The sequence below is a fragment of the Streptomyces sp. NPDC052023 genome (assembly GCF_044548465.1).
Lineage (GTDB): Bacteria > Actinomycetota > Actinomycetes > Streptomycetales > Streptomycetaceae > Streptomyces.
In genome coordinates, this window is the sequence record NZ_JBIUBW010000019.1 from 139,411 (window position 1) to 162,697 (window position 23,287).

General features: G+C 71.0%; 16 protein-coding genes and 3 pseudogenes. 7 read left to right on the forward strand and 12 right to left on the reverse strand.

Translation table 11 applies throughout. The features are described 5' to 3' along the window. Positions 1 to 97 precede the first annotated feature (97 nt). Positions 98 to 1,912, reverse strand: coding sequence for an ABC transporter ATP-binding protein (locus tag ACIHCM_RS29860; protein ID WP_399902460.1), 1,815 nt, complete (start codon positions 1,910 to 1,912; stop codon positions 98 to 100). 308 nt (positions 1,913 to 2,220) lie between these two features. Here ACIHCM_RS29860 and ACIHCM_RS29865 point away from each other — a divergent pair, with 308 nt between their 5' ends. Further along, complete coding sequence (locus ACIHCM_RS29865) at positions 2,221 to 2,394, forward strand: hypothetical protein (RefSeq protein ID WP_399902463.1); 174 nt, start codon at positions 2,221 to 2,223, stop codon at positions 2,392 to 2,394. A gap of 133 nt (positions 2,395 to 2,527) precedes the next feature. Then, on the forward strand, positions 2,528 to 2,950 hold the full coding sequence (locus tag ACIHCM_RS29870) for a hypothetical protein (protein WP_399902520.1): 423 nt from the start codon (positions 2,528 to 2,530) through the stop codon (positions 2,948 to 2,950). Between the two features lie 240 nt (positions 2,951 to 3,190). Here the strand turns inward: ACIHCM_RS29870 and ACIHCM_RS29875 are convergent, their stop codons facing one another. The 5 genes from ACIHCM_RS29875 to ACIHCM_RS29895 all read right to left on the reverse strand — a co-directional run bounded on the left by ACIHCM_RS29875 (position 3,191) and on the right by ACIHCM_RS29895 (position 10,253). After that, positions 3,191 to 6,121 carry a hypothetical protein gene (locus ACIHCM_RS29875; RefSeq protein ID WP_399902466.1) on the reverse strand — a complete coding sequence of 977 codons (2,931 nt, stop codon included), beginning with the start codon at positions 6,119 to 6,121 and terminating at the stop codon, positions 3,191 to 3,193. Positions 6,122 to 6,123: 2 nt separating this feature from the next. Further along, a complete protein-coding gene (locus ACIHCM_RS29880) occupies positions 6,124 to 8,007 on the reverse strand; it encodes an HSP90 family protein (RefSeq protein WP_399902469.1) in 1,884 nt (627 codons plus the stop codon). Between the two features lie 309 nt (positions 8,008 to 8,316). Then, on the reverse strand, positions 8,317 to 9,303 hold the full coding sequence (locus ACIHCM_RS29885; protein WP_399902472.1) for a hypothetical protein: 987 nt from the start codon (positions 9,301 to 9,303) through the stop codon (positions 8,317 to 8,319). A gap of 486 nt (positions 9,304 to 9,789) precedes the next feature. After that, on the reverse strand, positions 9,790 to 9,984 hold the full coding sequence (locus tag ACIHCM_RS29890) for a hypothetical protein (RefSeq protein ID WP_399902475.1): 195 nt from the start codon (positions 9,982 to 9,984) through the stop codon (positions 9,790 to 9,792). Then, the gene (locus ACIHCM_RS29895) at positions 9,981 to 10,253 is read right to left on the reverse strand and encodes a hypothetical protein (RefSeq protein ID WP_399902478.1); all 273 of its coding nucleotides are present in this window, start codon (positions 10,251 to 10,253) and stop codon (positions 9,981 to 9,983) included. The genes ACIHCM_RS29890 and ACIHCM_RS29895 overlap by 4 nt, the downstream gene beginning before the upstream one ends. A 3-nt stretch (positions 10,254 to 10,256) precedes the next feature. Here ACIHCM_RS29895 and ACIHCM_RS29900 point away from each other — a divergent pair, with 3 nt between their 5' ends. Beyond that, positions 10,257 to 10,670, forward strand: a complete 414-nt coding sequence (locus ACIHCM_RS29900) for an FCD domain-containing protein (RefSeq protein ID WP_399902481.1) — start codon at positions 10,257 to 10,259, stop codon at positions 10,668 to 10,670. A gap of 255 nt (positions 10,671 to 10,925) precedes the next feature. On the opposite strand, the gene ACIHCM_RS29905 is transcribed toward ACIHCM_RS29900, so the two are convergent. Next, positions 10,926 to 12,401 (reverse strand): short-chain fatty acid transporter, encoded by a 1,476-nt coding sequence (locus ACIHCM_RS29905; protein ID WP_399902484.1) that lies wholly within the window; start codon positions 12,399 to 12,401, stop codon positions 10,926 to 10,928. 577 nt (positions 12,402 to 12,978) lie between these two features. Further along, a pseudogene (locus ACIHCM_RS29910) lies at positions 12,979 to 14,000 on the reverse strand (ABC transporter ATP-binding protein); the annotation flags it as partial. 71 nt (positions 14,001 to 14,071) lie between these two features. Between ACIHCM_RS29910 and ACIHCM_RS29915 the strand changes: the two are divergent. The 4 genes and pseudogenes from ACIHCM_RS29915 to ACIHCM_RS29930 all read left to right on the forward strand — a co-directional run bounded on the left by ACIHCM_RS29915 (position 14,072) and on the right by ACIHCM_RS29930 (position 17,500). Further along, on the forward strand, positions 14,072 to 14,179 hold the full coding sequence (locus ACIHCM_RS29915) for a hypothetical protein (RefSeq protein WP_399902487.1): 108 nt from the start codon (positions 14,072 to 14,074) through the stop codon (positions 14,177 to 14,179). Between the two features lie 353 nt (positions 14,180 to 14,532). Then, on the forward strand, positions 14,533 to 14,838 hold the full coding sequence (locus ACIHCM_RS29920; RefSeq protein WP_399902491.1) for a hypothetical protein: 306 nt from the start codon (positions 14,533 to 14,535) through the stop codon (positions 14,836 to 14,838). A 387-nt stretch (positions 14,839 to 15,225) separates the two neighbouring features. Then, positions 15,226 to 16,510, forward strand: a pseudogene (locus ACIHCM_RS29925) (DUF5685 family protein). A 333-nt stretch (positions 16,511 to 16,843) separates the two neighbouring features. After that, a complete protein-coding gene (locus tag ACIHCM_RS29930) occupies positions 16,844 to 17,500 on the forward strand; it encodes a hypothetical protein (RefSeq protein WP_399902493.1) in 657 nt (218 codons plus the stop codon). 698 nt (positions 17,501 to 18,198) lie between these two features. Here the strand turns inward: ACIHCM_RS29930 and ACIHCM_RS29935 are convergent. From ACIHCM_RS29935 to ACIHCM_RS29950, 4 genes and pseudogenes are all read right to left on the reverse strand, one after another. Further along, positions 18,199 to 21,573, reverse strand: a complete 3,375-nt coding sequence (locus ACIHCM_RS29935; RefSeq protein ID WP_399902496.1) for a pyruvate carboxylase — start codon at positions 21,571 to 21,573, stop codon at positions 18,199 to 18,201. A gap of 436 nt (positions 21,574 to 22,009) precedes the next feature. After that, positions 22,010 to 22,327 (reverse strand): SCO0607 family lipoprotein, encoded by a 318-nt coding sequence (locus ACIHCM_RS29940; protein WP_399902499.1) that lies wholly within the window; start codon positions 22,325 to 22,327, stop codon positions 22,010 to 22,012. A gap of 107 nt (positions 22,328 to 22,434) precedes the next feature. Then, on the reverse strand, positions 22,435 to 22,977 hold the full coding sequence (locus ACIHCM_RS29945; RefSeq protein WP_399902502.1) for a GNAT family N-acetyltransferase: 543 nt from the start codon (positions 22,975 to 22,977) through the stop codon (positions 22,435 to 22,437). A gap of 210 nt (positions 22,978 to 23,187) precedes the next feature. After that, positions 23,188 to 23,287: pseudogene (locus ACIHCM_RS29950) on the reverse strand (ABC transporter permease); the annotation flags it as partial.

The following is a 23,287-nucleotide window of genomic DNA, read 5'->3' on the forward strand; positions in this document are numbered from 1 at the left end:
GGATGGAGAGGTATGAGACAGTTCTGGAATTTCTTGCATTGTGGGAGCTTGTCTCACCAAATGACACCTTTACGCGCGAAGTCGCGCTCTGTGCGCGTCAGGTCACCTCGGCGCGCGCGGGGCTGTCGTCGAGGAAGCCGCCCGACTGGCGCTGCCAGAGCTTGGCATAGGTGCCGTCCAAGGAGAGCAGTTCGTCGTGGGCGCCCTGTTCGACGACCCGCCCCTGGTCGATGACGACGAGCCTGTCCATCCCGGCGACCGTGCTCAGCCGGTGCGCCACCACGAGCGCGGTGCGGCCCTCCATGAGCCTCCACAGCGCCTCCTGGACCAGCATCTCGCTCTCCGAGTCCAGGGCACTCGTCGCCTCGTCGAGCAGCAGGATCGGCGCGTCACGCAGGATCGCCCTGGCGAGGGCGACCCGCTGACGCTGACCGCCGGACAGCTTGATCCCGCGCTCGCCCACCATGGTGTCGAAGCCGTCGGGCAGGGCGTCGGCGAACTCCGTGACGTGCGCCGCCTCGGCCGCGCGGCGGATCTCGGCGTCACTCGCGCCGGGCCGGGCGAAGGCGATGTTGTCCCGCAGCGTGCGGTGGAACATCGCCGGGTCCTGCGGCACATAGGCGATCAGTCCGCGCAGGTCGGCCTGGCGCAGCCTGCTGATGTCCTGCCCACCGATCAGGATCCGGCCGGCGTCGACGTCGGTCATCCGCAACAGCAGCCGGGTCAGCGTGGTCTTGCCGCCACCGGACCGGCCCACCAGTCCGACCCGTGTCCCGGCGGGCACGTCCAGATCGAGGCCCTCGAACAGCGGCCGGCCCCCGGCGTGGGCGAAGGTGACCTGCTCGAAGCGGATGCCTGCCGCGCCACCCGGCAAGGGTTCCGGCAGCGGTGGATCGAGCACGGTCGGCGGCGTCAGCAGCAGTTCGGTGAACTGCGCGGCCTCTGTCATCGAGCTCTCCAGCCGCCGGTAGATCTGGTTGAACTCGAACATGATCCGCGTCGCGTTGGTGTAGTAGGTGAAGGCGACGACGATCGCCTCCACGCCGTGCGCGCCGCCACCGAGCGTGACCGCGAGCAGCAGGCCGAGCGCACTGGTCAGCACCGACATCGGCGCGACCAGGGTGTCGATGCGCAGATTGCCGTAGTCCCACGACCGCAGCGTGAGGCGCCGCGACGCGGCCACCCGCGAGCGGTGCTCGGCGGCCTCGCGCTCCTCGGCGGCGAACGCCCGCACCGTGTCCATGTTCATCAGGCTGTCGGCGACATGCCCCGACACCCGGGCGATCGCCTCCTCGCGCTGGTCGACGAGCGCCTGGCGGCGCCGGATGAGCGGCACCACGCAGACCGCCGTCAGCGCGATCATCGCCAGCAGCCCCACGACGAGCAGCGGCTCGTAGCGCCACAGCACCACCGCACCGAATGCCAGCGGCACGAAACTGCCCACGACCTGAAATGTCAGCGTGTCGACGAACTGCTCGAAGCGGGCGGCGAAGCTCACGACCCGTTTGGTCAGCGACCCCGCGAAGTTGTCGTGGAAGAACGCGGCGTCCTTGGCGAACAACTCGTCCATCCCGATTACGTACAGGTGTTCGATGCCGAGGGCGTCCAGGCGGTTCAGACAGTGCAGGGCGACGCGCCACAGCGTCTCCGCGAGCAGGAGGACCCCGGTGAAGCCCAGGACGTACGGCAGTGTCGAGGCGACGGTGACGTCCGTGGCCCCCGCGATGTCGCCGACGAGCTTGGCGACGATCAGCGGCGCGACGTAGCTGATCCCGATGTTGCCCAGGGCCGACAGCAGCATCGCCGGCACGGTCAGCCACCGTAGCCGGGCCAACTCCCTTCCGTAGTACCGGAGCGCGAGAAGCACCGAGCGCTTGCCCGGCAGAACCCTGCGTGGTTCAGGCGTACCCATTCCACCCCTGTGATGTCATGCGACAGCCCGCCGCGCGCCACCGAGGGGCAGGGGGCATGGCCGCGATGTTGATTACATGGAGTAACGACTCGAATACGCAGTGTGCCGCGCGGGGGACTGCCGTGTCCAAGTGTTTTCCGGCCGGGGGCGGCGGATGAGGAACGTGCGGCAGGAGCGGGAACTCGGCTTCCCACTACCCTAAGTAACATGATCAACTTTTCCCCCGGGCGCACCGCACGGGCACAACGGCCGGTCGCACAGGCGCTCGTTCTGCCGCCACCCTTCCTTCGTCAACTCCGAGGACATCGATGTCGACTTCTGGTGATGCCCTGCAGCAGGCGCGCGCCGACCACGAGCACCACACGCGGACCTGCCGGCAGTGCCATGTGGACACGGTGCCGTGCCCCGTCGCGAAGCATCTGCTGCGCCTGTACAACAACGCCCGAAGGAGCGCCGCCCGGCCCGGCGTCCAGGGTGGCTGACCGTCCACCCTCACCGACCCCGGTGCGTCGAGCACCGGGGTCGCACGGTATGCAAGGGGTGTCCGAGGCTCAACTCCCCTGAACCGTGGAGGACTTCGTGCGACTCCTGCCCCGCTCCCCGTCCGGCTGGACCATGGCCGTGTTCGGCGTCCTCGCCGCCCTCATGGGTGTGGTGGGGCTCGTCGCCCCGGACGCGTTGCTCGAGGTCATGGGCTTCACGCCGGTGGCGGGCTCTCGGCGAGCGGACGAAGACCACACCCTCGTCTTCGTGACCGCCTCCTCGATGGCGGCGCTCAACGTGGGTGTGTACTACGTCCTCGCCGCGCTCTCCGACTGGAAGGCCTTCTTCCGCTGGACCGTCCCGTTCCGTCTGCTGACCTGCGCGGTCTTCACGCTCGCGGTGATCGGTGGCCGCGCCCCGGCCGGTTTCCTCGGCGTGGGTGTGTGGGAGGGGGTCGGCGCGGTCGTCACGGGCGCCGCGCTCCGCCACGAGCGGGGGCGCATGCCCCCGGGCGCGGACGAGGCGCTTCGACCGCGCGGCAGTGGAGGAAGCTGACAGAACGGCAGGTGACCTGGGCAGGCCGCCGCCTGCTGCGACAGCGATGTGCCGCAGATGCCCGGCCCCTCCCCCGCCGCCGAGAGGCCGGAGGACGGCTCGGGCGATCGGCGCCCGGCACCGCAGCGGACCGCACTGCCGGGACACCGCTCCGCACGACGTCCGCACCGGCCCCACGGGCCGGCGCAGGCGGCGCCGGTGGCCGGGACGGATGTCGCCCCGGCACCGCGCCTGCCCCTTTCACTCCTCGTCGCGCAGCCGGGCCGCCAAGGCGGTCAGCTGCTCGGTCTCCTCGGTGTGGCCGAGCGCGGTCAGGCGGGCGACCGCCGCGTCCAGGCGGGCCAGGGACGGGGCCGGGCGCTCCAGGTAGATGCCCTCCACGGCGCCTGCGAGGCGGACGCACTCGGCCCACTCGCCCGCGCCCTCCTGATCCGGTCCCGGTTCGCCGATCAGAGCGATGGCCTTCTCCAGAGCGGCCAGGGCATCCTCGTACTCCCCCGCGTAGGCGTTGACCCTCCCGTGTTCATAGGCCAGGGCGGTGTCCAGGGAGCGGCCGCGGGCCTCGTACTCGGCGGCGCGGGCCTCGTCGGCGATCCGGCCGGCGTCGGCGAGGTAGGTGCGGGCGTCGGCCAGGCCGGCCTGCCCCTGTTGCTGGGCCTGGAGGCGCGCGAGTTCGCGCAGGCAGTTGCTGAGCTGCTCGTAGCGCGGGGCCTTCGCGTGGGCGGCGAGTGCCTGGTCCGCCGCCTGGCGGGCCCGGCCGAACTCGCCGGACTCGCCGAGGAGTACGGCGGTCTCCGCGGCGATCATGGAGTGGCTCCCCGGGTCGTCGTCCCAGGCCGCCGACTCGGCGGCGAGGGCGACGAACTCGGCCGTGGCGGCCTTGAGATCCTCCCCCGCGTGCAGCGCTCGGGCGCGGGTCAGGCGCAGTTGGGCGACGAGCCGGTCGTCCTGCTCGCCGGCGGCGATGTCGGGTTCGGTCAGCAGGGAGTCGAGCAGCGCGATGCAGTCCTCGACGCGACCGAGGTCGAGAGTGAGCTGGGCCGCGTTGCTGTAGGCGCAGAAGGCGTCCAGCCGGCTGCCGCGGCGAAGGTCCTGCTCCGCGGAGCGGGTCAGGTGCCGCAGTGCCTCGTCGGGGCGGCCCAGGTGCATGCACGCCTCGGCCAGGTCGCCGTGGAGGCGGGCGGTGTCGACCGCGTCCACCGGCCAGTCGGCGGCCAGGCGCAGGCCCTCGGCGAGGTCGCGGTGCGCGGCCTGCGGGTCGCGCAGGCCGAGCTGGAGGCGGCCCCGCAGCCCGAGGGTGCGGGGCAGGTGCCAGGCGGGGCCGTGCGCCCTGAGCCGGTCGATGAGGGCGTCGATCTCGGTGACGGCGGCGGGCAGGTCGCCGGAGAGGGCGTGGGTGCTGGCCCGCAGCAGCAGGGCGCCGGAGATCTGCCCGGCGAGGTCGTGCCGGGTGGCGAAGGCATGGAGCAGGTCCACCTCGGCGAAGACCGGCGCGACGTGCTCCTCGTTCCCGGACGTCTGCAGGCGCAGACCGAGCGCGGTCGCCCGCAGCCGCAGCAGGCGGGCCTCCTGGTACGGGGCGAGACCGGGCGTCCGCTCGTGCAGGCCGACCATGGTCTCGTGGGCGGCGGTCAGCGCGGCCGTCTTCGCCTCGGTGGTGTCGCCGCCCTCGGCGGGAAGCTCGGCGGCGGCGAGCACGGCGCAGGCGCGGGCGAGCGCCGCGTGGGCCGGTGCCCCCGCGTCCTCGTAGAGGCCGGCGGCCTCCTCGTGCAGCTCTGCGGCGACGGCGTGGTCGTCCTTGTCACTGGCCCTGCTCGCCTCGTCGGCCAGCAGGTCCGCGCGCAGCTGTACGAGGGGGCCCACGGCGGGGTCGGCGGGGTGGGTGTAGTCGCGGGCGGCGGCGAGGGTGCGCAGCCGGGCCCAGCAGGCGGGCGCGTCCGGGTGCCCCTGCTCGTCCAGCTCCCGTGCCCGCAGGATGAGTTCGGGAAGGGAATCGGGAACGGGGGCGGTGGGCGCGGCGACCGGGGCGGTCCGGCCGGCCGGGGTCACGTCGTCGAGACCGTGGGTGCGCAGGGTGAGTTCCAGCGCTTCCATGAGCGGGGCACGGCCGAGGCGGTCCCTGCGGCGGTCGGTGTGGGCCGTGGTGCCGTTGCGGGAGTCGAAGCGGGCGGCGAGGTCGTCGGCGCGGCCGCGCACCTCGGCGCGCAGTCCGGCCACCGTCCAGGTGCGGCCCGCGTATCCGGCGGCGGGCAGTTCGCCGTGGCCGAGGAACTCGACGCGCTGGAGGAGAACCTCCACGCCGGTGAGGAAGTCGAGCAGGTCCAGGGGCGAGTCGACGTCGTCGAACAGGGTCCGGTTCTCCGCGAGCAGTTCGAGGCCGCGTGCCTCGTTGCCGGTCAGCGCGCAGAACTCCAGGTGCCGGCCGACCTCCCGGGACATCGACGGGTTGCGGCGGCAGGCGCGGTAGCCGGCGAGGTGCAGTTCGCGGGCCCGGTCGGTGCGGCCGGTACGCAGCAGGGGCAGCAGCGCGTACGAGATGGAGCGAGCCGGCTCCTCCTGGCAGGAGTCCTTCCCGGTCAGCACCGGCTCCCAGACGCCGAGCGCCCGCTCGTCGTCGCCCGCCGCGAGGTGGTACAGGGCACGCTCGCAGATCTCGCAGGCCTCGCAGTCGCTGAGCCGGGTGCGGGTACGGCCCGCCCACAACTCGTAGGCGAGCGTGGTGTCCTCACCGACGTGGGCGGCGAGCTGGTACGCCTGTCCGTAGTACGGCTGGAGGCCGAGGCCTGCCTTCTCGTACCGGTCACGCATCTCCGTCAGCCACTGGCGCAGGCTGGCCAGCGGCATCTCGGGCAGCGCGCGCAGGGCGTTGGCCACCCACTTGAACCGCCAGAACAGCGTGTGGCGCATCCGCTCGTCGAAGACGTCGGGCTGCTCGTCGAAGAGGGCGAGCACGCGGGCGAAGACGACGGGCGACTTCCGGGGCTCGGAGCCGTACGTGTACGCCTCCTGGAGTTCGAGGAGCGCGTGGACCAGCGCGACGGGCTCGCCGAACTGCTCGGCGGCGTCGACAAGTTCCTCCGCGGTGACGGTGCGGGTGCGGCCGTAGGGGCGCCGGTCGTTCTCCTTGAGCGCCTGGTACAGCTCGTCGGTGGTCTGGGGTGCGGTCGGCATCGTCAGCTGTCCTTGCGGAGGGCGTGGGCGAGAAGGTCGAGGAAGGAGCGGTTGATGAGGCTCGATTCGGCGGGCCTGAGCGGGCGCCGCGACAGCATCGCGGCCTGCCCGTAGAGGGCTTCGACGCTGGTGCGGGCCAGTTCCGGCTCGTCGATGGCGACGGCGGTGCGGACCAGAGGGTTCAGCTGGTTGAGGATCAGCTGGGCCCGCGGTGCCTCCTGGCGCAGGGCGCCGAGGATGTCGCCCCACAGGCCACCCTCCTGCTCACGGGCGAGCTGGGAGCGGGTGCGCTCGTGCCGGGCCTCACGGCTGTCGACGAGGAGGGCGGGGGCGGAGGCGGGCTGGAAGGTGCGCAGCGCCACGTCGCAGTCGAAGACGGCCAGGGCGTCACGGGCCAGGGCCAGGTAGGCCGCGGCGGCCAGTTCCGTCTCCCGGTCCACCGGGTCGAGGTGGGCGGTGAGGGTCGCCGGGTCGAGGTCGGCCACGGTGGCCTCGGGCCTGATCTCGGGCAGCCGGTGGACCAGTTCGCGGTCGTAGGTGTAGCCGCCGTTGACGACGCCGAGTCCGGCGGCCGAGGCGATCGCCGCGACCTGCCGGAACTCCTCCACGCTCGACGTCACCAGCACGGTGCGGTGGGTGCGCGCGAACTCGTCGAGAGTGGTGTGCCCGTCGGTGGTCTCGAACGGCAGCCAGGGCAGCAGCATGCGCAGGATCTCGTCGTCGTGCACCGCGAGCGACTTCACGGCCAGGTGGTGTGCCTGGAGGAAGCGGCCGAGCAGGTCGGGGTCGCTGGCGGCGGCCCGTGCGATCCACGCGCGCAGTCGCTCGGCGAGGGCGTCGCGGACGGCGGCGAGGGTGTCGTCCTCGTACAGGGACTCGCGGGACGCCGTCGGGCGCAGGCTCTCGGCGTCGATGACACAGCGGACGAAGAACGCCCACTCGGGCAGGATCTCCTCGGCCTGCTCGGACAGCAGCATGCCCTTGACGTGCACGCGGTGACCGTGGCGGCGCCCGGCCGGCACCGCCTCGGGCAGCACACAGGCGATGCCCCTCAGGCCCACGGCGGGCAGGTCCAGCTCGATGGTGTCCAGCGGCGTGAACCCGAAGACCTCCTCGCCGTACGCCGCCAGCGCGCGGGAGCGGGCGCCCGGCGTGGGATACGTACGCGCCCAGGGTGCGGGCTCGGGGTTGACCAAGGCGCCCTGGCCGCCCGTGCCGTCGTCGAAGGTCACCGGATGGCGCAGCAGGGAACCGAAGTGCCGGGCGAGCGCGTGCACCTGGGCCGGCCGGGTCCACTCGCCCGCGTCGGTGCGCGGGGTCAGCGTGACCGTGGTGCCGGGCCGGGGGCGGGCGGAGGCGGGCAGGCTGCGGACGGTGTAGCTGCCGTCGCCGCGTCCCCGCCACTCCACGGCAGGGGCGTCGGGGGTACGGGCGGAGCGGCTCAGGACGTGGATCTCGTCCGCGACCAGGAAGCAGGAGAGCAGGCCGATGCCGAACTGGCCGATGAAGTCGCCGCGTTGCTCGGCGATCCTCCCCCAGCCTCGGATGGGCTCGTCCGAGGGGAGCCCCGTGGCCCGCTTGCTGCTGCGGCCGATCGTGGCGAGGAAGGTGTGCACGTCGGCCTCGGTGAGGCCGACGCCGTCGTCCTCCACGCGTACCACCGAACCGTCGGCGTACAGCCGGATACCGAAGGCGCCGGCGGCGGCGGCCGGTCCCAGTCCGTGCCGGGCGGTCAGCGCGTCCACCGCGTTCTGGAGGAGTTCGCGCAGGTAGACGCGGGGGCTGGAGTAGAGGTGATGGGAGAGGAGGTCGACGAGGCCGCGCAGATCCACCTGGAAGGTGCGGTCGGCGCCGGCCGGGTTCGCGGCGGTGTCGGGCAGAGTCATCGGGCAGTCCGGAGTAGGAGTGGCGACGGGTGGCGGGCTGGGCCGGGAGCTGTGTGTGCTCGGGCACGGCGTTGGTGGCGCGCGACGGGTGGCGTGCGCCTCGGAAGTGGCGGCGACGGTGTGCGAGCGGGCCGCCCGGGGACTTGCGTACGAGCGCGGCCGACGTGGCGGGCGACGCTCGTGGGCGGGGCCGGGGGACCTGCGTACGGGCGCGGGCGACGCCGCTCGTGGGCCGGACCGAGGACCTGCTTGCGGGCGCGGACCGACGTGGTGGACGACGCTCGTGGGAGGGGCCGGGGCCCGATGCGCTCAGGCGCGGCGGTGGCGGCGGGCGAACTGCTTCTCGGGGTCCGCGAAGTAGTCCCACGGCCAGCTGGTGTAGGCGCCGTCGAGCGTCTGGAAGACACGGCGAACCGTGTGGCGCTCTCCGGCCAGCGACAGGGCCATGGCGAACGTGTTGAAGTCGTGCTGCCAGCCCGGGCGCCACACGTAGTCGGGATGGAGGATGCTGTGGTCGGCTGCCGCGCGCAACTCGGCCTGCACGTCAGGCCTTTCGAGGTGGTCGCCATCCTCCGACTCGACCCAGTCCTCGATGTGCGCCATGGCGATGACGCATCCGAGGCGGTGCCCCTGCGGGGCACGGGCGAGCGCGTCACGTGCGAACGCCATCGCCTCGCCGGCCTCGCCGCCCCAGCGGGGCTGCAACTGCGACACCCACTCCAGGTGGGTCTCCAGGTCCAGCGGGTCGCGCCGCAGGGCGGCGTCGCGCCGGGTCTCGTTGACGGCGGGGCCCAGCGACATGCCGCGGCCGGAGGTGAGCAGCCGGCGCCACGGGGCGATCCACTCGGGCCGCAACTCGGCGGCCTCCAGCAGCTGCTCCTCGGCTATGTGGAGCCGGTCGTGGAAGATCCGCCACTGCTCCTGCGTGACGTCCACGGCCCGCGCCGCGGTGCGCGCCTCCCAGCCCCACCTGATGTGGCGCGCGCCCGATATGAGCAGGGCAGTGGCCCGGTGCTCCTTGTCCTCCTCGACGGCACGGCCTGCCCAGTCCTGCACACCGTCCATCTTGGCCAGCTCACCGAGTACCTGGTGGTCGCGGCCGAGGTCGAAGGGGACCAGCGCCGCCTTGACCGCCTCCCAGTCACCCGCGTCGGCCGCCTCCACCAGCGCGAGGACCCGTGTGTCGCCGAGCGCGCGCAGCTTGTACATCCCGTTCTTCTGTCTGCGCGTGACAGGAAGGACGTGCGGATCCCCCGCCGGTCTCTCCGCACCCCTGCCGAACAGCTTGCCGAACATGCCGCGCCCTCCCCTGGTGCCCTTGATCGTTCGGTGCAGCATAAGCGGTCCCACCGGCACTGCTTCCACAGGGTTTTCACCGGTGCTTCACGGGCCGTAACTGCCGGCACTCACGCCCCTTGCCTCAGGGGTCCTCCTGCTGCAAATGACCTGCGGACACGCCCCTCGACGCGAGGGGCATGGGGAGGCCCCGGCGCCCAAGCCCGCCCCCCGGTCGGCGCGTTCGGCATGTCCACCTGGTCGTGGACGACTTCCACTCCTGCGCCGATCCTTTTCCGCCACTGCCCTACCCGGAGGGCGACCAGACCTTCCGCGAGGCCGCGGCGGTGATCAGCCGACGCACGACGAAGTACGTCTTCCGCAGCCGGCCGCTGCATGCGTTCTGTTCACGAGTTCCGGAGCATGTACCCACGAGCACAGGCGACGTCGTATTCGCGCGGGCGATCTCCCAGGAGTCGGGTCCGCGGGGCGAGCGGCGCGACAGACTCAGACCGATTCGGCGAGGGCAGAGGGCTCTTCCTCGAAGGTGAGTTCCGGCGGAGGGTTGCGGAAGCCTCGGGTCAGGTAGGCCAGGTAGCAGATACCGAGAGCGAGCCAGGTGGTGCCGAGAATGAGGGCCTTGCCGTCGAGGTTGGCCAGGAGCCACAGGTCCACTGCGGCGCCGATCGCGGGGGCGATCACGTAGCCCAGCAGGCCGGGGCGGCGGCCCGCGGGCGCTCGCGCAGGTAGGTGGCGATGACGGCGAGGTTGACGAAGGTGAAGGCGATGAAGGCGCCGAAGTTGATGAAGGAGGTGGACGTCGCGACGCTGAGTTGCAGAGCGATCAGTCCGACGGCCCCGGTGAGGAGGATGTTGACAGCCGGGGTGCGGTAACGCGGGTGGACGTGACCGAAGATGCGGCGTGGGTGGAGGCGACGGACGCCTACCGCGCGCAGAACACCGAGGTGCACGCATTGATCGACCAGCGACTCGTCCTGGAGTGCGGCCTCGCCCACCTGGCGGCCCGCAACGCCGACGAGGCCGCCATGACGCACCTCCAGCAGCTGGCCGATGAGATGGACCGGACTCCGACCTGGGCGGAGTTCCACGGCTGCGACGAGCGGTTCCACCTCGCCGTCGCAGCCGCCACCGGCGTCCCCGCAGCCGCCGAGGCTTACCGCGGCGTGCTCCACCAGCTGTACCGCTACTACCTGCCCTACCCGATGGACGCTCTGCGGCAGTCCAACCGTGAGCACCACGCCCTGATCGACGCCCTGCGCGACGGCGACACCGCAGCAGCGGCGGACGTCGCGCGCGCACATGTAGAGGTGCTCCACCAAACCATGTTCGTCGGCCTGCTGGAGGCGGCTGACAGCCAGGGTGGGTGAACCCGTCCTGCCTGTTCCTCTCCCGGATGTCGAGAGCCACGAGGGCGCCGGGCCGCGCGGCGGGCCTGGTGGCTGCCGGCCGGGCTGAAGAAGCGGCTGCCGCCTGGCGCACGGCCTCGGAGGCGGGAACTGTCGGCGGCCACGGAAAGCGAGGCCGCCGCCATGAACTGACGGCTCGCCGGGGGCGCTTCGGGGACTGACGCGCAGGTCAGGCACCCGAAGCGGTGGAAGCAGGCGGTAGGCAGCCGGCAGGCCTCAGGGGAACGGCAGGGTGCGGGCGAGCAGGGTGACGAGAACGAGGACGAGCGGGAAGCAGACCAGGAACATGGCGAAGGTGTAGCCCATGATGTCGCGGGCCTTGAGCCCGAGGATCGTCAGCGTGGGCAGCATCCAGAAAGGCTGGAGCAGATTGGCGCTGGCCTCGCCGAGGTCGTAGACCACGACCATCCAGCCCTGGTTGACATGGAGTTGGTTGGCCGCGTCCAGGACGTACGGCGCCTCGATCACCCACTTGCTGCCCCCGCTGGGGACGAAGACACCGAGTACGCAGCTGTAGACGGCGATGAAGGCCGGGTAGAGGAACTCGTTCGACACCGACACCAGCCAGCCCGCGATGGTCTTGCTGAGCCCGGTGAAGGCGATCATCCCGAAAATGCCGCCGTACAAGGGGAACTGGAGCAGGACGCCGGAGGCCGCGGGTGTGCCGTCCTTGACTGCCTGGGCCAGCCGTACCGGACGCCAGTGCAGGATGAGCGCGAGCAGGATCAGGATCAGGTTGACGGTGTTCAGGTCGAGGGCGTTGAGGGCGCTGCCCTCCGCGTTGGCGAAGTGCCGGGCCAGGTACCACACGCCGAGAGCGAAGAGGAGGATCGCGAAGACCGGGCTGTACTCGATCCACTCCCCCGGCCTGCCGCGGCGCAGCGGCGTGCGTTCCTCATCGACGGCGGGGCCCAGTTCGATGCCCAGCTGCTCGGCGGTCTTCGCCCGCTCGGGAGACGGGGACAGCAGCCAGGCCGTGCCGACCGCGACGACGAAGACGATCGCCGTGGCCAGGAGTCCCTGCCACAGGAAGATGGTCTCCGTCAGGGGGATGAGGCCGCTCCCGCGCCCCTCCGCGATGACCTCCTGCACGGCGGGAGGACTCGATGCGGCACTGGCGACCTGCAGAGCCGCCGACCCGGACAGGCCCTGGGCCCATACGGTGCCGAGGCCGAGGAAGGCCATCGCGCCGAGCGCCCGGTAGTCCACGCCTGCTATCCGGCGCGCGATCTCCTTGGCCAGGATCGCCGTGAAGATGAGGCTGAAGGCCCAGTTCAGGTAGGAGCTCACCATGGCGACGGCCGCGGTGAACGCGATGGCGCCACGGGGGGTGCGCGGCACCAGCGCGATCCGGCCGATGAGCCGGCCGACCGGCGGTGAGACCGCGACCGCGTACCCGGCGATAATGATCATCGCCATCTGGAGGGTGAAGGTGATCAGGGACCAGAAGCCCTGCCCCCATGCGTCAACGAGTCCGTAGCCGCTGGTCGCCGCCGGGTCGGACGGGGCGCCCCACAGCTTCTCGCCGGTCACGAGGCCGAGCGCGAATACCGCGAACGTCCCCACCAGCACAAAGCCCAGGGCATCGGGCAGCCACTTCTCGGTGAAGGCCGTGAAGCGCAACGCCATGCGCGCGAGCCAGTTGTCCCGGCTCACGGCCATGTCCGGCTCCTGTGAGGGTGCCGTGGTCATGGAGGATCCTCCTGTGGTGGTGCAGGTCGTTCTGGGGGAGCATGTGGGGTACGTGGGAACTGCTGGAACACGAGGCGCTTGAGGGGGCAGGTTCCAGAAGTGTGGTGGCGAGGATCCTGGGTGCGTATGGGGCCGAGAAGCAATGGTGGTGCGCCACATAGCATTGAGTCGGTAGATGTGGCATTGCCTCGATGCTGAGGCGGAGCACGCGAGGAGAATCAACGGCGTGACCGCCTGCGTGATCGCGCGATTGCGGGCAGACCGATTCCGCTTTCCGAATTGCTCAGGACGGTCACATGAGATGCGGCTTTCGCATACGCCGTCAATCCCTTGAGGAACCAGCCCCTGCGGTTGATCACCTCGCGGACTCAGGCGGCTGTCGACGCGTCGACCTCGCCCGGGTGTTGAGGACCCGAGAGACGGTCGTCCTGCTCGCACCGGCCGCCTGAGCCACATCGGCGTGATCGCCGCGCGTGGAGCCCGCCGTCAGCAAGACGTCAGGCTCGTGAGGTCCACCGCGTCGGCCATCGCCTGCATTCCCTTGTCATTGGGGTGCAGCTGATCGCCGCCGTCGAAGAACCAGGATCAGACGGTGGGCGACCACGAGGGCCGTACGTCCGTCCATCAACCGCCACAGGGCGTCCTGGACGAGGAGCTCGCTCTCCGAGTCCAGCGCGCTGGTCGCCTCGTCGAGCAGGAGGATCGGGGCGTCGCGCAGGATGGCCCTGGCGAGGGCGACGCGCTGGCGCTGGCCGCCCCAGAGTTTCACTCCCCGCTCCCCCACCAGAGTGCCGAAGCCGTCGGGGAGTTGCTCGGCGAACTCCGTGACGTGCGCGGCCACGGCCGCGGCGTGGATCTCCTCGTCGGTGGCGCTGGGCCGGGCGAAGGCGATGTTGTCCCGCAGGCTGCGGTGGAACATGGCGGGTTCCTGCGGGACGTAGGCGACCAGTGAGCGCAGGTCGGTCTGGCGCAGCCGGCTGATGTCCTGACCACCGATCAGGATGCGTCCCTCGTCGATGTCCGACATCCGCAGCAGGAGCCGGGTGAGTGTGGTCTTGCCGCCGCCGGACCTGCCGACCAGACCGATCCGTGCGCCTGCGGGCACGTCCAGGTCGAGTGCCTGGAAAATCGGCTTCGCGCCCGCGTGGGCGAAGGTCACCGCCTCGAAGCGGACGCCTGTGTCCCGCGGTGCGAGCGGTTCGGGTTCCGTCGGGTCGAGCACGGTGGGCGGATCCAGCAGCAGCTCCGTGAACTGCGCCGCCTCGGTCATCGAGCTTTCCAGACGCCGGTAGATCTGGTTGAACTCGAACATGATCTGGGTCGCGTTGGAGTAGTAGGTGAAAGCGACGACGACCTCCTCCACTCCCTGGCCCGGGCCACCGAAGGCGACGGCGACCAACAGGCCCAGCACGTTGGTCAGTACGGACACAGGGCGATCAGCGTGTCGACGCGCAGATTGCCGTAGTCCCACGACCTCAGTGTCAGGCGCCGGGAGTCCGCGACACGGCTGCGGTGTTCGTCGGCCTCCCGCCGCTCGGCCGCGAACGCCCGGATGGTCTCCATGTTCATGAGGCTGTCGGCGACGTGGCCGGAGACCCGAGGAGCACTTCGAACTCCGCGACGTCGCGGAGATCAAGCTGTTCTTCAACGAGCTGGCGGGACCGGAGGACGTGGCACGGCTCGCGCGGGAGCAGGTCGAGCAGCACGAACGCCGCATCGCGGAGTACGAGGAGATGCACGCCGCTACGGACAGATCGAAGAGGTCGCCGGACGCATGATCACCCTCGAACTGGGCCTGGGCATGGAGTACGCCGCGCTGGAGTTCTGGCGCAAGGTCCGGGCGCGAGCCGACGACGGCGAATTCTCCGCGAGGCCCGACTCGGCACAGTGGTAGGGCCCGCTTCAGATTGCAGCGCCGTCAGGCCGACGCTGCCGTACACACGGCCTGTGACGTCGTCGGAACGGCACCACCACACAGCCACCAGCACACACCGAGTTCAGGAACTGCTCTCAGCAGAGTCTGAGTCCTGGAATCCGGCGCCCCCGTGCGGTCACCGGATGCGGAAGACGCAAGTGGTCGAGCGCCCGGCCGACGGTCTGCGTCACCATCTCGTCGAGCGAGGCGGGCCGGGTGGAGAAGGTCGGCACCGGCGACGGTGACCGCTCCTGGATACGCGACTGGCCGCTCCTCGACGGCTGGAAGCGCTGGATCAACGTCACCGGAGCGGAACACCTCACCTTCACTGACGTGCCCGTCCTCGGTGAGCAACTCGGCCTCCTGCCGCAGGAGGAGCCCCTGTCGCGCAAGCGGTCGCAGGAAATCACCCGCGCATACGTGACAGCGTTCTTCGACCTGCACCTGAAGGGCGTGGACCGGAAGCTGCTGGACGGGCCGACCGCCGAGTACCCGGAGGTGGTCTTCCACACGGAAGGTTGACCAGGCAAGGGTCGCCCTGTGCAAGAACTCGATCGCCCTCGCCTGCTCGGCGGACGGCTTCCGCAGCCGCTTCTGCTCCTCGGCCCATCGCCGGCGGCCTGCCCCGTCCGCCCGGCACCCGGTCCCGATCCGGCGTCCTGGGCGGCGCGGGCCTTCTTCTGGCCTGGGTGACGACATTTCCGCACGTCAGAGCCTCGAACCGCTCGCGAAGTCAGCGGTGTTGGGTCTAGGATGTCGGCCGCGCGTAGAGGTCACATGCGGTCGTGCGTCCGTGAGCCGTTCATCTGGCCTTGTTTCGGTAGCTGTATCTGCGGGGGAGAACTTTCGGTGTTCGGAATCATCAGGCCGTGCCGTCATCGCCTGGGCGAGGCCATGCGTACCGAGTGGATGGCGCATCTGTGTGGGCTGTGCCTGGCGCTGCGCGGCGAGTACGGGCAGTTCGCGCGCGTGGCCACCAACTACGACGGCCTAATCGTCTCGGTGCTGACCGAGGCGCAGTCGGAGCGTAACGGCGACTGGCGGCGAGGCGCCGGTCCGTGCCCGCTGCGCGGCGGACGTGGCGCAGGGCGAGGGCGCGCGGCTGGCGGCGACGGTGTCGCTGGTGCTGGCCGCGGCGAAGATACGTGACCATGTGGCCGACGGCGACGGCCTGTTGGGGCGCCGCCCGGTGACGCTGGCGGCACGCCGGATCGCCCAAGGCTGGAACCATGCGGGCGCCGCAGGCGGCGAACGGCTCGGCTTCGACACCGCGGTGCTGCTCGGCGCGGTCGAACGCCAGCCGGGAATCGAGCGGTTGACCGGCCCCGGCGGCTCGCTGCTGACGGTCACGGAGCCCACGGAGACGGCAACCGCCGCCGCCTTCGCGCACACCGCGGTGCTCGCCGACCGCCCGGGCAACGCCGAACCCCTGGCGGAGGCCGGCCGTCTGTTCGGTCGGCTGGCGCATCTGCTGGACGCGGTGGAGGACCTGGATGCGGACGAGGCGTCCGGCGCGTGGAATCCGATCGCCGTGACCGGCACGGACCGGGCCGAAGTGCGCCGGCTCTGTGACGGCGCCGTCCACGGAATCCGACTCGCCCTGTCCGACGCCGAGTTCGTCGACGGGCGGCTGGTACGAGCGCTCCTGGGCGACGAGTTGGAGCGTGCCGTCCACCGCATCTTCGACCCCCGGCATCGTCATCACCAGCACCGCCACAAGGCGCGGGGCTCACGCATGCTGCCCTGGCTGGGACGCCGTACGGCGACGGAAATACCTTCGGAGACCGGCACGGCCTGCGGCATAGGGGCGCTTACTGGCGCGGCCCCGGAGGGCGGCTCGATGGCGTCGGGCCGGCCGTCGGAGGGGCAGTGCCGGCGGTGTGGCCAGTGGCGCCGGTTGTGCCGTGGCTGCGGGGTGTGCTCCAACTGCTGCCTCTGCATCGAGGACGACGCAGAGCCCTGGCAGTTCGGCGACGGCAACCGCAACGACGGCTCGGGCCAGGGCGGTTCAGGGGGCGACGGCTGGTTCGGCGGCCGGGGCGGCGGCAACTCGGGCGGGTCAGCCGGAGGTTCGGGCGGCGGGGATCGGGGATCCGGTGGCTCTGGTGGTTCCGGCGGTGGCTCGGGTGACGGCTGCTGCGGTGGTGGTGGTTGCTGCAACCCGTGCAAGTGTTGTTGCGACTGCTGCGACTGAACGACGTATGAGCCGGGCCCCCGGGAAGGGAACTGGGAGCGGCTGCGGTGCGCTGTCCACGGACGGCTCCACCCCGGCATGACGACCAGGAGTTCATCACTCCTGGTCAGGCTACGTGGCAGCGCCGATCGAGGACCTGGGCCGACGTGGACCGGCCGTGATGTCATCGGTGAGCACGATACGGTCGGTGGCGCACACATCCGGCCCGGCGAGCACCGCCACCACGGCGGGGAGCACTCGCGTGGATGTCTGGGTAGACGGCTACCCGGCTCAGCATGCTCCTCACTCCACCCTGCTCCGGACGCCGAGATGACGAGAACAGGGGGATGTCCGATGGACGAGGGGCGCCGGGAAGGGCTGGAGCGGATTCGCGCCAAGCTCGAGCTGATCACGCAGGTGGAGGCCGAGCACGGATTCGGGGTGATCATCGAGGGGGCGAGGAACCCGGAGCCCGTTCCGGAACTGCCGCAGGGGGTCACCGAGGTGTTCGGCCTCTTCTCGCGGCTGGGCGCCGACCACTTCCGCTTCTTTCAGCCCGACGAGGTCCAGGGCCCAGCCGCGTGGGCGGCCCGGGCGACCGTTCCGGACTGCCCACTGGGCAGTCCCCTGGCCATCGGCTGCGAGCGCCACCGCGCCCCGGAGGACATCGAGTGCGGCTCCCGCATATGGCTGGACCTGGACGACGGGGACGTCTACTACTACGACATCGACGACTACATCCACCTGTACAAGCACCCGGACGAAACGATCGACGTCCTGGTGTTCGCGAACGACATCGTCACGTTCTTCGACCGCTTCGTCCTCGGGCCGGCCTACCCCCAGCTTGTCGCAGCCATGATCGGACCGGGCATTGTCACGGACCGTGTCCGGCGCGGCCGATACCGGGACAGATGGTTGCGGCTGCTTGTGGAGAGCGGCCTGGCCAGGGCCGACGATAAGGAGGCGATCCGGGAGATGCCCGATGTGACCCGGTTGACTCTGAGTGATTAGAAGCAGTTGTCTTTTCGATCTTGAGCGGTGTTCGTCGAACGGGAGTCTCGATTGGGTGATCGCGGCCGGTGCTGGGCATGGGAGCAGGGCCTCTTGGTAGCTCGGTGGGTGTCTCATCAATCGTTCCGGTCTTCCGGAAGCCGACGTCAGATTCTGCTCCGGTCACAGGCGACTGAAGCCGCATCGCCCAGACCGACGCGACGGAAACAACAGGGCCTCCTGGCACTTGAGTTGACGTATGCGGCTGCTCCGAGCAGGTGACGCCGTTTCAGTCCGGCGGCTCACCGCGCCGACCGCGACACCTCCGGACCCTGGCAGGTGCCCGAAGGAACGGCGGCGATCAGCCGTGGCCCCGTTCGACGGGCTGCCCGCCGTGAGATTCCTCCACGGGCGGGATCGCGACTCGTATCGGGTGCGCAGGCAGAGACCGCTACACACCCAACGGCAAGTACTCGTGGTTCCAGGCCCGCCCGCAAGCAGGGGGCCCCTTCCCGACGTCGGCAAATTGCACGAAGAGCGGCCTGCTGATCAGCAAACTCACAACTGCGGGCCACCGGCCAACACCGTTGCCGCCAGCAACTCGTCCGCACCACTTGCCGAGCACGCTCGGGGCGTCCGATCAGACCCCGTCCGCCCCGCGCAGGTACCTTCGTGCGCGGGGCGGACGCGATGCGACGACGACGTACCCGGCAGGCGGCTCAGGCGAGCTCGACGAGCAGATCGCCGCCCTCGACCTGCTGGATGGGGTTGATGGCCAGTCGCGACACCCTGCCGGACCTGGCGGCCGTGATCGACGCCTCCATCTTCATCGCCTCGATCGTGGCCACCGTGGCACCGGCCGCGACCTCGTCCCCCTCGGCGACCGTGAGGGTGACCACGCCGGCGAACGGCGCCGCCACATGACCGGGGTTGGTCCGGTCGGCCTTCTCCGTGGCCGGGACGTCCGAGGCGGCCGCCCTGTCGCGCACCTGGATCGGCCGCAATTGGCCGTTCAGGGAGGACATGACGGTGCGCATGCCACGCTCGTCCGCGTCACCGACGGCCTGCAACTCGATCAGCAGCCGCACACCGCGCTCGAGATCGACCGCGTACTCCTTGCCCGGGCGCAGCCCGTAGAAGAAGGCCTTGCTGTCCAGCACGCTGGTGTCGCCGAACGAGTCGCGGTGCGTCTCGAACTCGCGCGTGGGTCCCGGGAACAGCAGGCGGTTGAGCGTCGCCCGCCGGTCCTTCGCGAGCCCCTCACGATCGTCGGCGTTCAGTTCCTGCACGGGCTTGGCCTCGGCCCGGCCCCGCAGCGCCTTGCTGCGGAACGGCTCGGGCCAGCCGCCGGGCGGGGTGCCCAGCTCGCCGCGCAGGAAGCCGATGACGGAGTCGGGAATGTCGAACCGGTCCGGCTCAGCCTCGAAGTCCCCCGGGGACACGCCGGCACCCACCAGGTGCAGCGCCAGGTCGCCGACCACCTTGGAGGACGGGGTCACCTTCACCAGGCGGCCGAGCATCCGGTCGGCGGCGGCGTACATCGCCTCGATCTCCTCGAAACGGTCGCCCAGCCCCAGCGCGACCGCCTGGGTGCGCAGGTTCGACAGCTGCCCGCCGGGAATCTCGTGGTCGTAGACGCGACCGGTCGGTGAGGCGAGCCCCGCCTCGAAGGGGGCGTACACCTTGCGGACGCTCTCCCAGTACGGTTCGAGGTCGCCGACGGCCTGGAGGTCCAGGCCCGTGGGCCGCTCGGAGTGGTCGGTCGCCGCCACGATCGCGGACAGCGACGGCTGCGAGGTCGTACCGGCCATGGACGCCACCGCCCCGTCCACCGCGTCCGCGCCGGCCTGGACGGCGGCGAGATAGGTGGCGAGCTGGCCGCCGGCGGTGTCGTGGGTGTGGATGTGGACGGGCAGGTCGAACTCCCGGCGCAGGGCGGACACCAGCGTCGCCGCGGCCGGTGCCCGCAGCAGTCCGGCCATGTCCTTGACGGCCAGCACGTGGGCGCCCGCGTCGACGATCTGCTCGGCCAGGCGCAGGTAGTAGTCCAGGGTGTACAGGCGCTCGGACGGGTCGGAGAGGTCGGAGGTGTAGCACAGGGCCACCTCCGCGACGGCCGTGCCGGTCTCGCGTACGGCGTCGATGGCGGGCCGCATCTGGGCGACGTCGTTGAGGGCGTCGAAGATGCGGAAGATGTCGATGCCGGTGGCCGCCGCCTCCTGCACGAACGCGTCGGTCACCTCGGTGGGATACGGCGTGTAGCCCACGGTGTTGCGGCCGCGCAGCAGCATCTGGAGGCAGATGTTCGGCGCGGCCTCCCGCAGCGCCGCCAGGCGCTCCCACGGGTCCTCCGCGAGGAAGCGCAGGGCGACGTCGTAGGTGGCGCCGCCCCAGCACTCCAGGGAGAGCAACTGGGGCAGGGTGCGCGCGACCACCGGGGCGACGGCGAGCATGTCCTTGGTGCGCACCCGGGTGGCGAGCAGCGACTGGTGGGCGTCGCGGAACGTGGTGTCGGTGACGCCGAGGGTCGGTGACGCGCGCAGCCAGCGGGCGAAGCCCTCCGGGCCGAGTTCGGCAAGCCGCTGCCGGGACCCGGCCGGCGGCTCACCGGCAGGGAGCGCGGGCACCTTGGTCAACGGATCGATGAGGTCCGGCCGTTCACCGTGCGGCTTGTTGACCGTGACGTCGGCGAGGTAGGTGAGCAGTTTCGTGCCACGGTCGGCGGAGTGGCGGGCGGTGAGCAGGTGCGGGCGCTGCTCGATGAACGAGGTGGTGACCCGGCCGGCCCGGAAGTCGGGGTCGTCCAGCACGGCCTGCAGGAAGGGGATGTTGGTGGCCACGCCGCGGATGCGGAACTCGGCCACGGCACGCCGGGCCCGCCCCACGGCGGTGGTGAAGTCCCGTCCCCGGCAGGTGAGTTTGACCAGCATGGAGTCGAAGTGCGCGCTGATCTCCGTACCCGCGTGCGTGGTGCCGCCGTCCAGGCGGATGCCCGACCCGCCCGGCGAGCGGTAGGCGCTGATCTGGCCGGTGTCCGGGCGGAATCCGTTGGCCGGGTCCTCGGTGGTGATCCGGCACTGCAACGCGGCACCGCGCAGCGTGACGGTCTCCTGCGCGAGGCCGAGGTCGGTGAGCGTCTCGCCTGCGGCGATGCGCATCTGCGCCTGCACCAGGTCGACGTCGGTCACCTCTTCCGTCACCGTGTGCTCGACCTGGATGCGCGGGTTCATCTCGATGAAGACGTGATTGCCGTCGCGGTCGAGGAGGAACTCCACGGTGCCGGCGTTGCGGTAGCCGATCTGGCGGGCGAAACGCACGGCGTCGGCGCAGATGCGGTCGCGCAGCTCCGGGTCGAGGTTGGGTGCGGGCGCCAGCTCGATCACCTTCTGGTGGCGGCGCTGCACCGAACAGTCCCGTTCGAACAGGTGGATGACGTTGCCCTGGCCGTCGGCGAGGATCTGCACCTCGATGTGCCGGGGTTCCACGACGGCCTTCTCCAGGAAGACCGTGGCGTCGCCGAACGCGGACGCCGCCTCGCGGGACGCCGCCTCGATGGCCTCGCGCAACTGGGCGGGATCCTCGACGCGGCGCATACCGCGCCCGCCGCCGCCCGCGACCGCCTTGACGAACACGGGAAAGCCGACGTCCTCGGCGGCACGGACCAGTGTGTCCACGTCGGTCGACGGTTCCGAGGAGCCGAGCACCGGCACACCGGCCTCCCGCGCGGCGGCCACCGCGCGCGCCTTGTTCCCGGTCAGCTCCAGGATCTCCGCGCTGGGTCCGACGAAGGTGATGCCCGCGTCCTCGCACGCCCTGGCCAGGTCCGGGTTCTCGGAGAGGAATCCGTACCCCGGGTAGACGGCGTCCGCTCCCGCACGGCGCGCGGCGCGGACGATCTCCTCCACGGACAGGTACGCCCGCACCGGATGGCCGGGCTGCCCGATCTCGTAGGCCTCGTCGGCTTTCAGCCGGTGCAGGGAGTTGCGGTCCTCGTGCGGGAACACGGCGACGGTGCGTGCGCCCAGCTCGTAGCCCGCGCGGAACGCACGAATGGCGATCTCACCGCGGTTGGCTACCAGCACCTTGCGGAACATTCTCGATCCCTTCAGCCTGCCGGTGACGGATCACCCATGGTGTCGGCGACGCCGGTGTCACGCCATGTGAGCCGGGCCACTCGCGGATCCGTACGCCCCCGTGGTCAGGGCGCGCTCCCGCACGTCGCCTGATGCCGACGCGTGACCGGCACGGCGGCCGGCCCGGGCGCCGCACTCACCGTACTCGTGCGACGTCCGCCTCGGCTCGTGCCGGAAACACCCCGCCGTGGAGCTCGGCGGCTCACCCGAAGGAGGTCACGACTCGGTCGGCGTAGGGGGCGCAGTACACGGGAAGCCACTCGCCCAGGGAGTCGTCGTGGCGACGGGTGAGGCCCACCATCAGCAGGAAGGTCGCTGCCGGGCCGCAGGCGACGATCGTCTGCCGCGGGTGGCGCGCACAGGCGGCGAGGGCCCCGGCTCCTGCGGAAGGGTCCCGTCAGCCGGCTTCCGGCGCGTCGATGATGTCGCCGTCCTTGTCGAGGGTGTGGGTGCGCCAGTACACATCCCACTTGTCGTCGACCTGCTGGGGCACCTTGCCCTCCGGGTACCGCACGTATCCCGCCGGGGGCTGCTCCCCCTTCGAGACGCACGCCGAACCGGTGCCGTTCACGGTCAGGACGGGATACTCGTCGCTCATGCAGATGTCCTCCCGGTACTCCAGGGAGCAGCCGGTCAGCGCCACGAGAGTTGCGGCGCCGGCGAGGGGGGCGGCGACGGCGGTGGTGAGGCGGCTGACCCAGCGGGACATGAACATGATCGTCTCCAGATGTTCGGTGTGCCCCTACTCTTGCCGCGACAGCCCGTCGGGACCTGAGTACACCTACTCACCCCGCACACGCGCACCTGCTCAATTGCGGCAGCCTAGGCCTTCGCGCCCGGCTTCCAGTCCTCAGCGAGGAGCCCGAGCAGCACCTCGTCGAGGAACTCCCCCATCACCCAGGCCGAGGAGCGCAGCACGCCCTCGCGGACGAAGCCGTTGCGCTCGGCGGAGCGCAGCATCGCGGCGTTGTCCGCCAGCGTCTCGATCTGCAGTCGCTGCAGGCCGCGCACGACGAAGCCGTAGTGACACAGCACCGCGACCACGTCGGTGCCGTAGCCCTTGCCCCGGGAGGACGGCAGCAGCCCCAGCCCGATGTGTGCGGACCGGTTGTGGTTGTCGATGCCCCACAGCGTCGCGGTACCGACCAGCGTGCCGCCGCCCAGCTCCACGACGGAGAACGGGACGTGCCCCTGCTCCTTGTCGTCCACCACGAGCCGCGGATCCTTCGCATCGGGCGTGATCGGCCGCCACGGCCCGCTGCCGGCTCGCGAGGCGTTGACCACGTCGTCGTAGAGCTCCGCCCGCAGGACCGGGATGTCGTCCTCGTACCGAGCGCGGAGCCCGACCTTGCTGCCTTTTAGCATGCGAGCTTCCTATCCGGCCGGGCTCTGCGGCGGCAATCCATTTACCGACCGTCGTGCGCACCGGCATCGATCGCCGTGGCTCGCGCCGTCCGGCCGATCCGGCACCAGTCGCCGGGGAACGCCAACGGGGCGGCGCAGGCCGACGGGTGTCGGTGTACGCCGCCCTGGAGTGGGCGTGCCTCGGGTCGCGACCCGGTGCGTTCCCGGCCGCTACTTGGGGTCGGTGTTGAACTTCGAGGTGGACCAGAGGTAGCCCAGGACCGCCAGGCCCAGGCACCAGGCCACGGCGAGCCAGCCGTTGTGGCCGATC

What these genes read in the sequence shown, in the direction of transcription:
- ACIHCM_RS29930 (WP_399902493.1), top strand. Translation starts at nt 16,844, where the DNA reads ATGGACGAGGGGCGCCGGGAAGGGCTGGAGCGGATTCGCGCCAAGCTC.
- ACIHCM_RS29865 (WP_399902463.1), top strand. Translation starts at nt 2,221, where the DNA reads ATGTCGACTTCTGGTGATGCCCTGCAGCAGGCGCGCGCCGACCACGAG.
- ACIHCM_RS29860 (WP_399902460.1), bottom strand. Translation starts at nt 1,912, where the DNA reads ATGGGTACGCCTGAACCACGCAGGGTTCTGCCGGGCAAGCGCTCGGTG.
- ACIHCM_RS29870 (WP_399902520.1), top strand. Translation starts at nt 2,528, where the DNA reads ATGGCCGTGTTCGGCGTCCTCGCCGCCCTCATGGGTGTGGTGGGGCTC.
- ACIHCM_RS29940 (WP_399902499.1), bottom strand. Translation starts at nt 22,327, where the DNA reads ATGTTCATGTCCCGCTGGGTCAGCCGCCTCACCACCGCCGTCGCCGCC.
- ACIHCM_RS29875 (WP_399902466.1), bottom strand. Translation starts at nt 6,121, where the DNA reads ATGCCGACCGCACCCCAGACCACCGACGAGCTGTACCAGGCGCTCAAG.
- ACIHCM_RS29880 (WP_399902469.1), bottom strand. Translation starts at nt 8,007, where the DNA reads ATGACTCTGCCCGACACCGCCGCGAACCCGGCCGGCGCCGACCGCACC.
- ACIHCM_RS29905 (WP_399902484.1), bottom strand. Translation starts at nt 12,401, where the DNA reads ATGACCACGGCACCCTCACAGGAGCCGGACATGGCCGTGAGCCGGGAC.
- ACIHCM_RS29935 (WP_399902496.1), bottom strand. Translation starts at nt 21,573, where the DNA reads ATGTTCCGCAAGGTGCTGGTAGCCAACCGCGGTGAGATCGCCATTCGT.
- ACIHCM_RS29885 (WP_399902472.1), bottom strand. Translation starts at nt 9,303, where the DNA reads ATGTTCGGCAAGCTGTTCGGCAGGGGTGCGGAGAGACCGGCGGGGGAT.
- ACIHCM_RS29945 (WP_399902502.1), bottom strand. Translation starts at nt 22,977, where the DNA reads ATGCTAAAAGGCAGCAAGGTCGGGCTCCGCGCTCGGTACGAGGACGAC.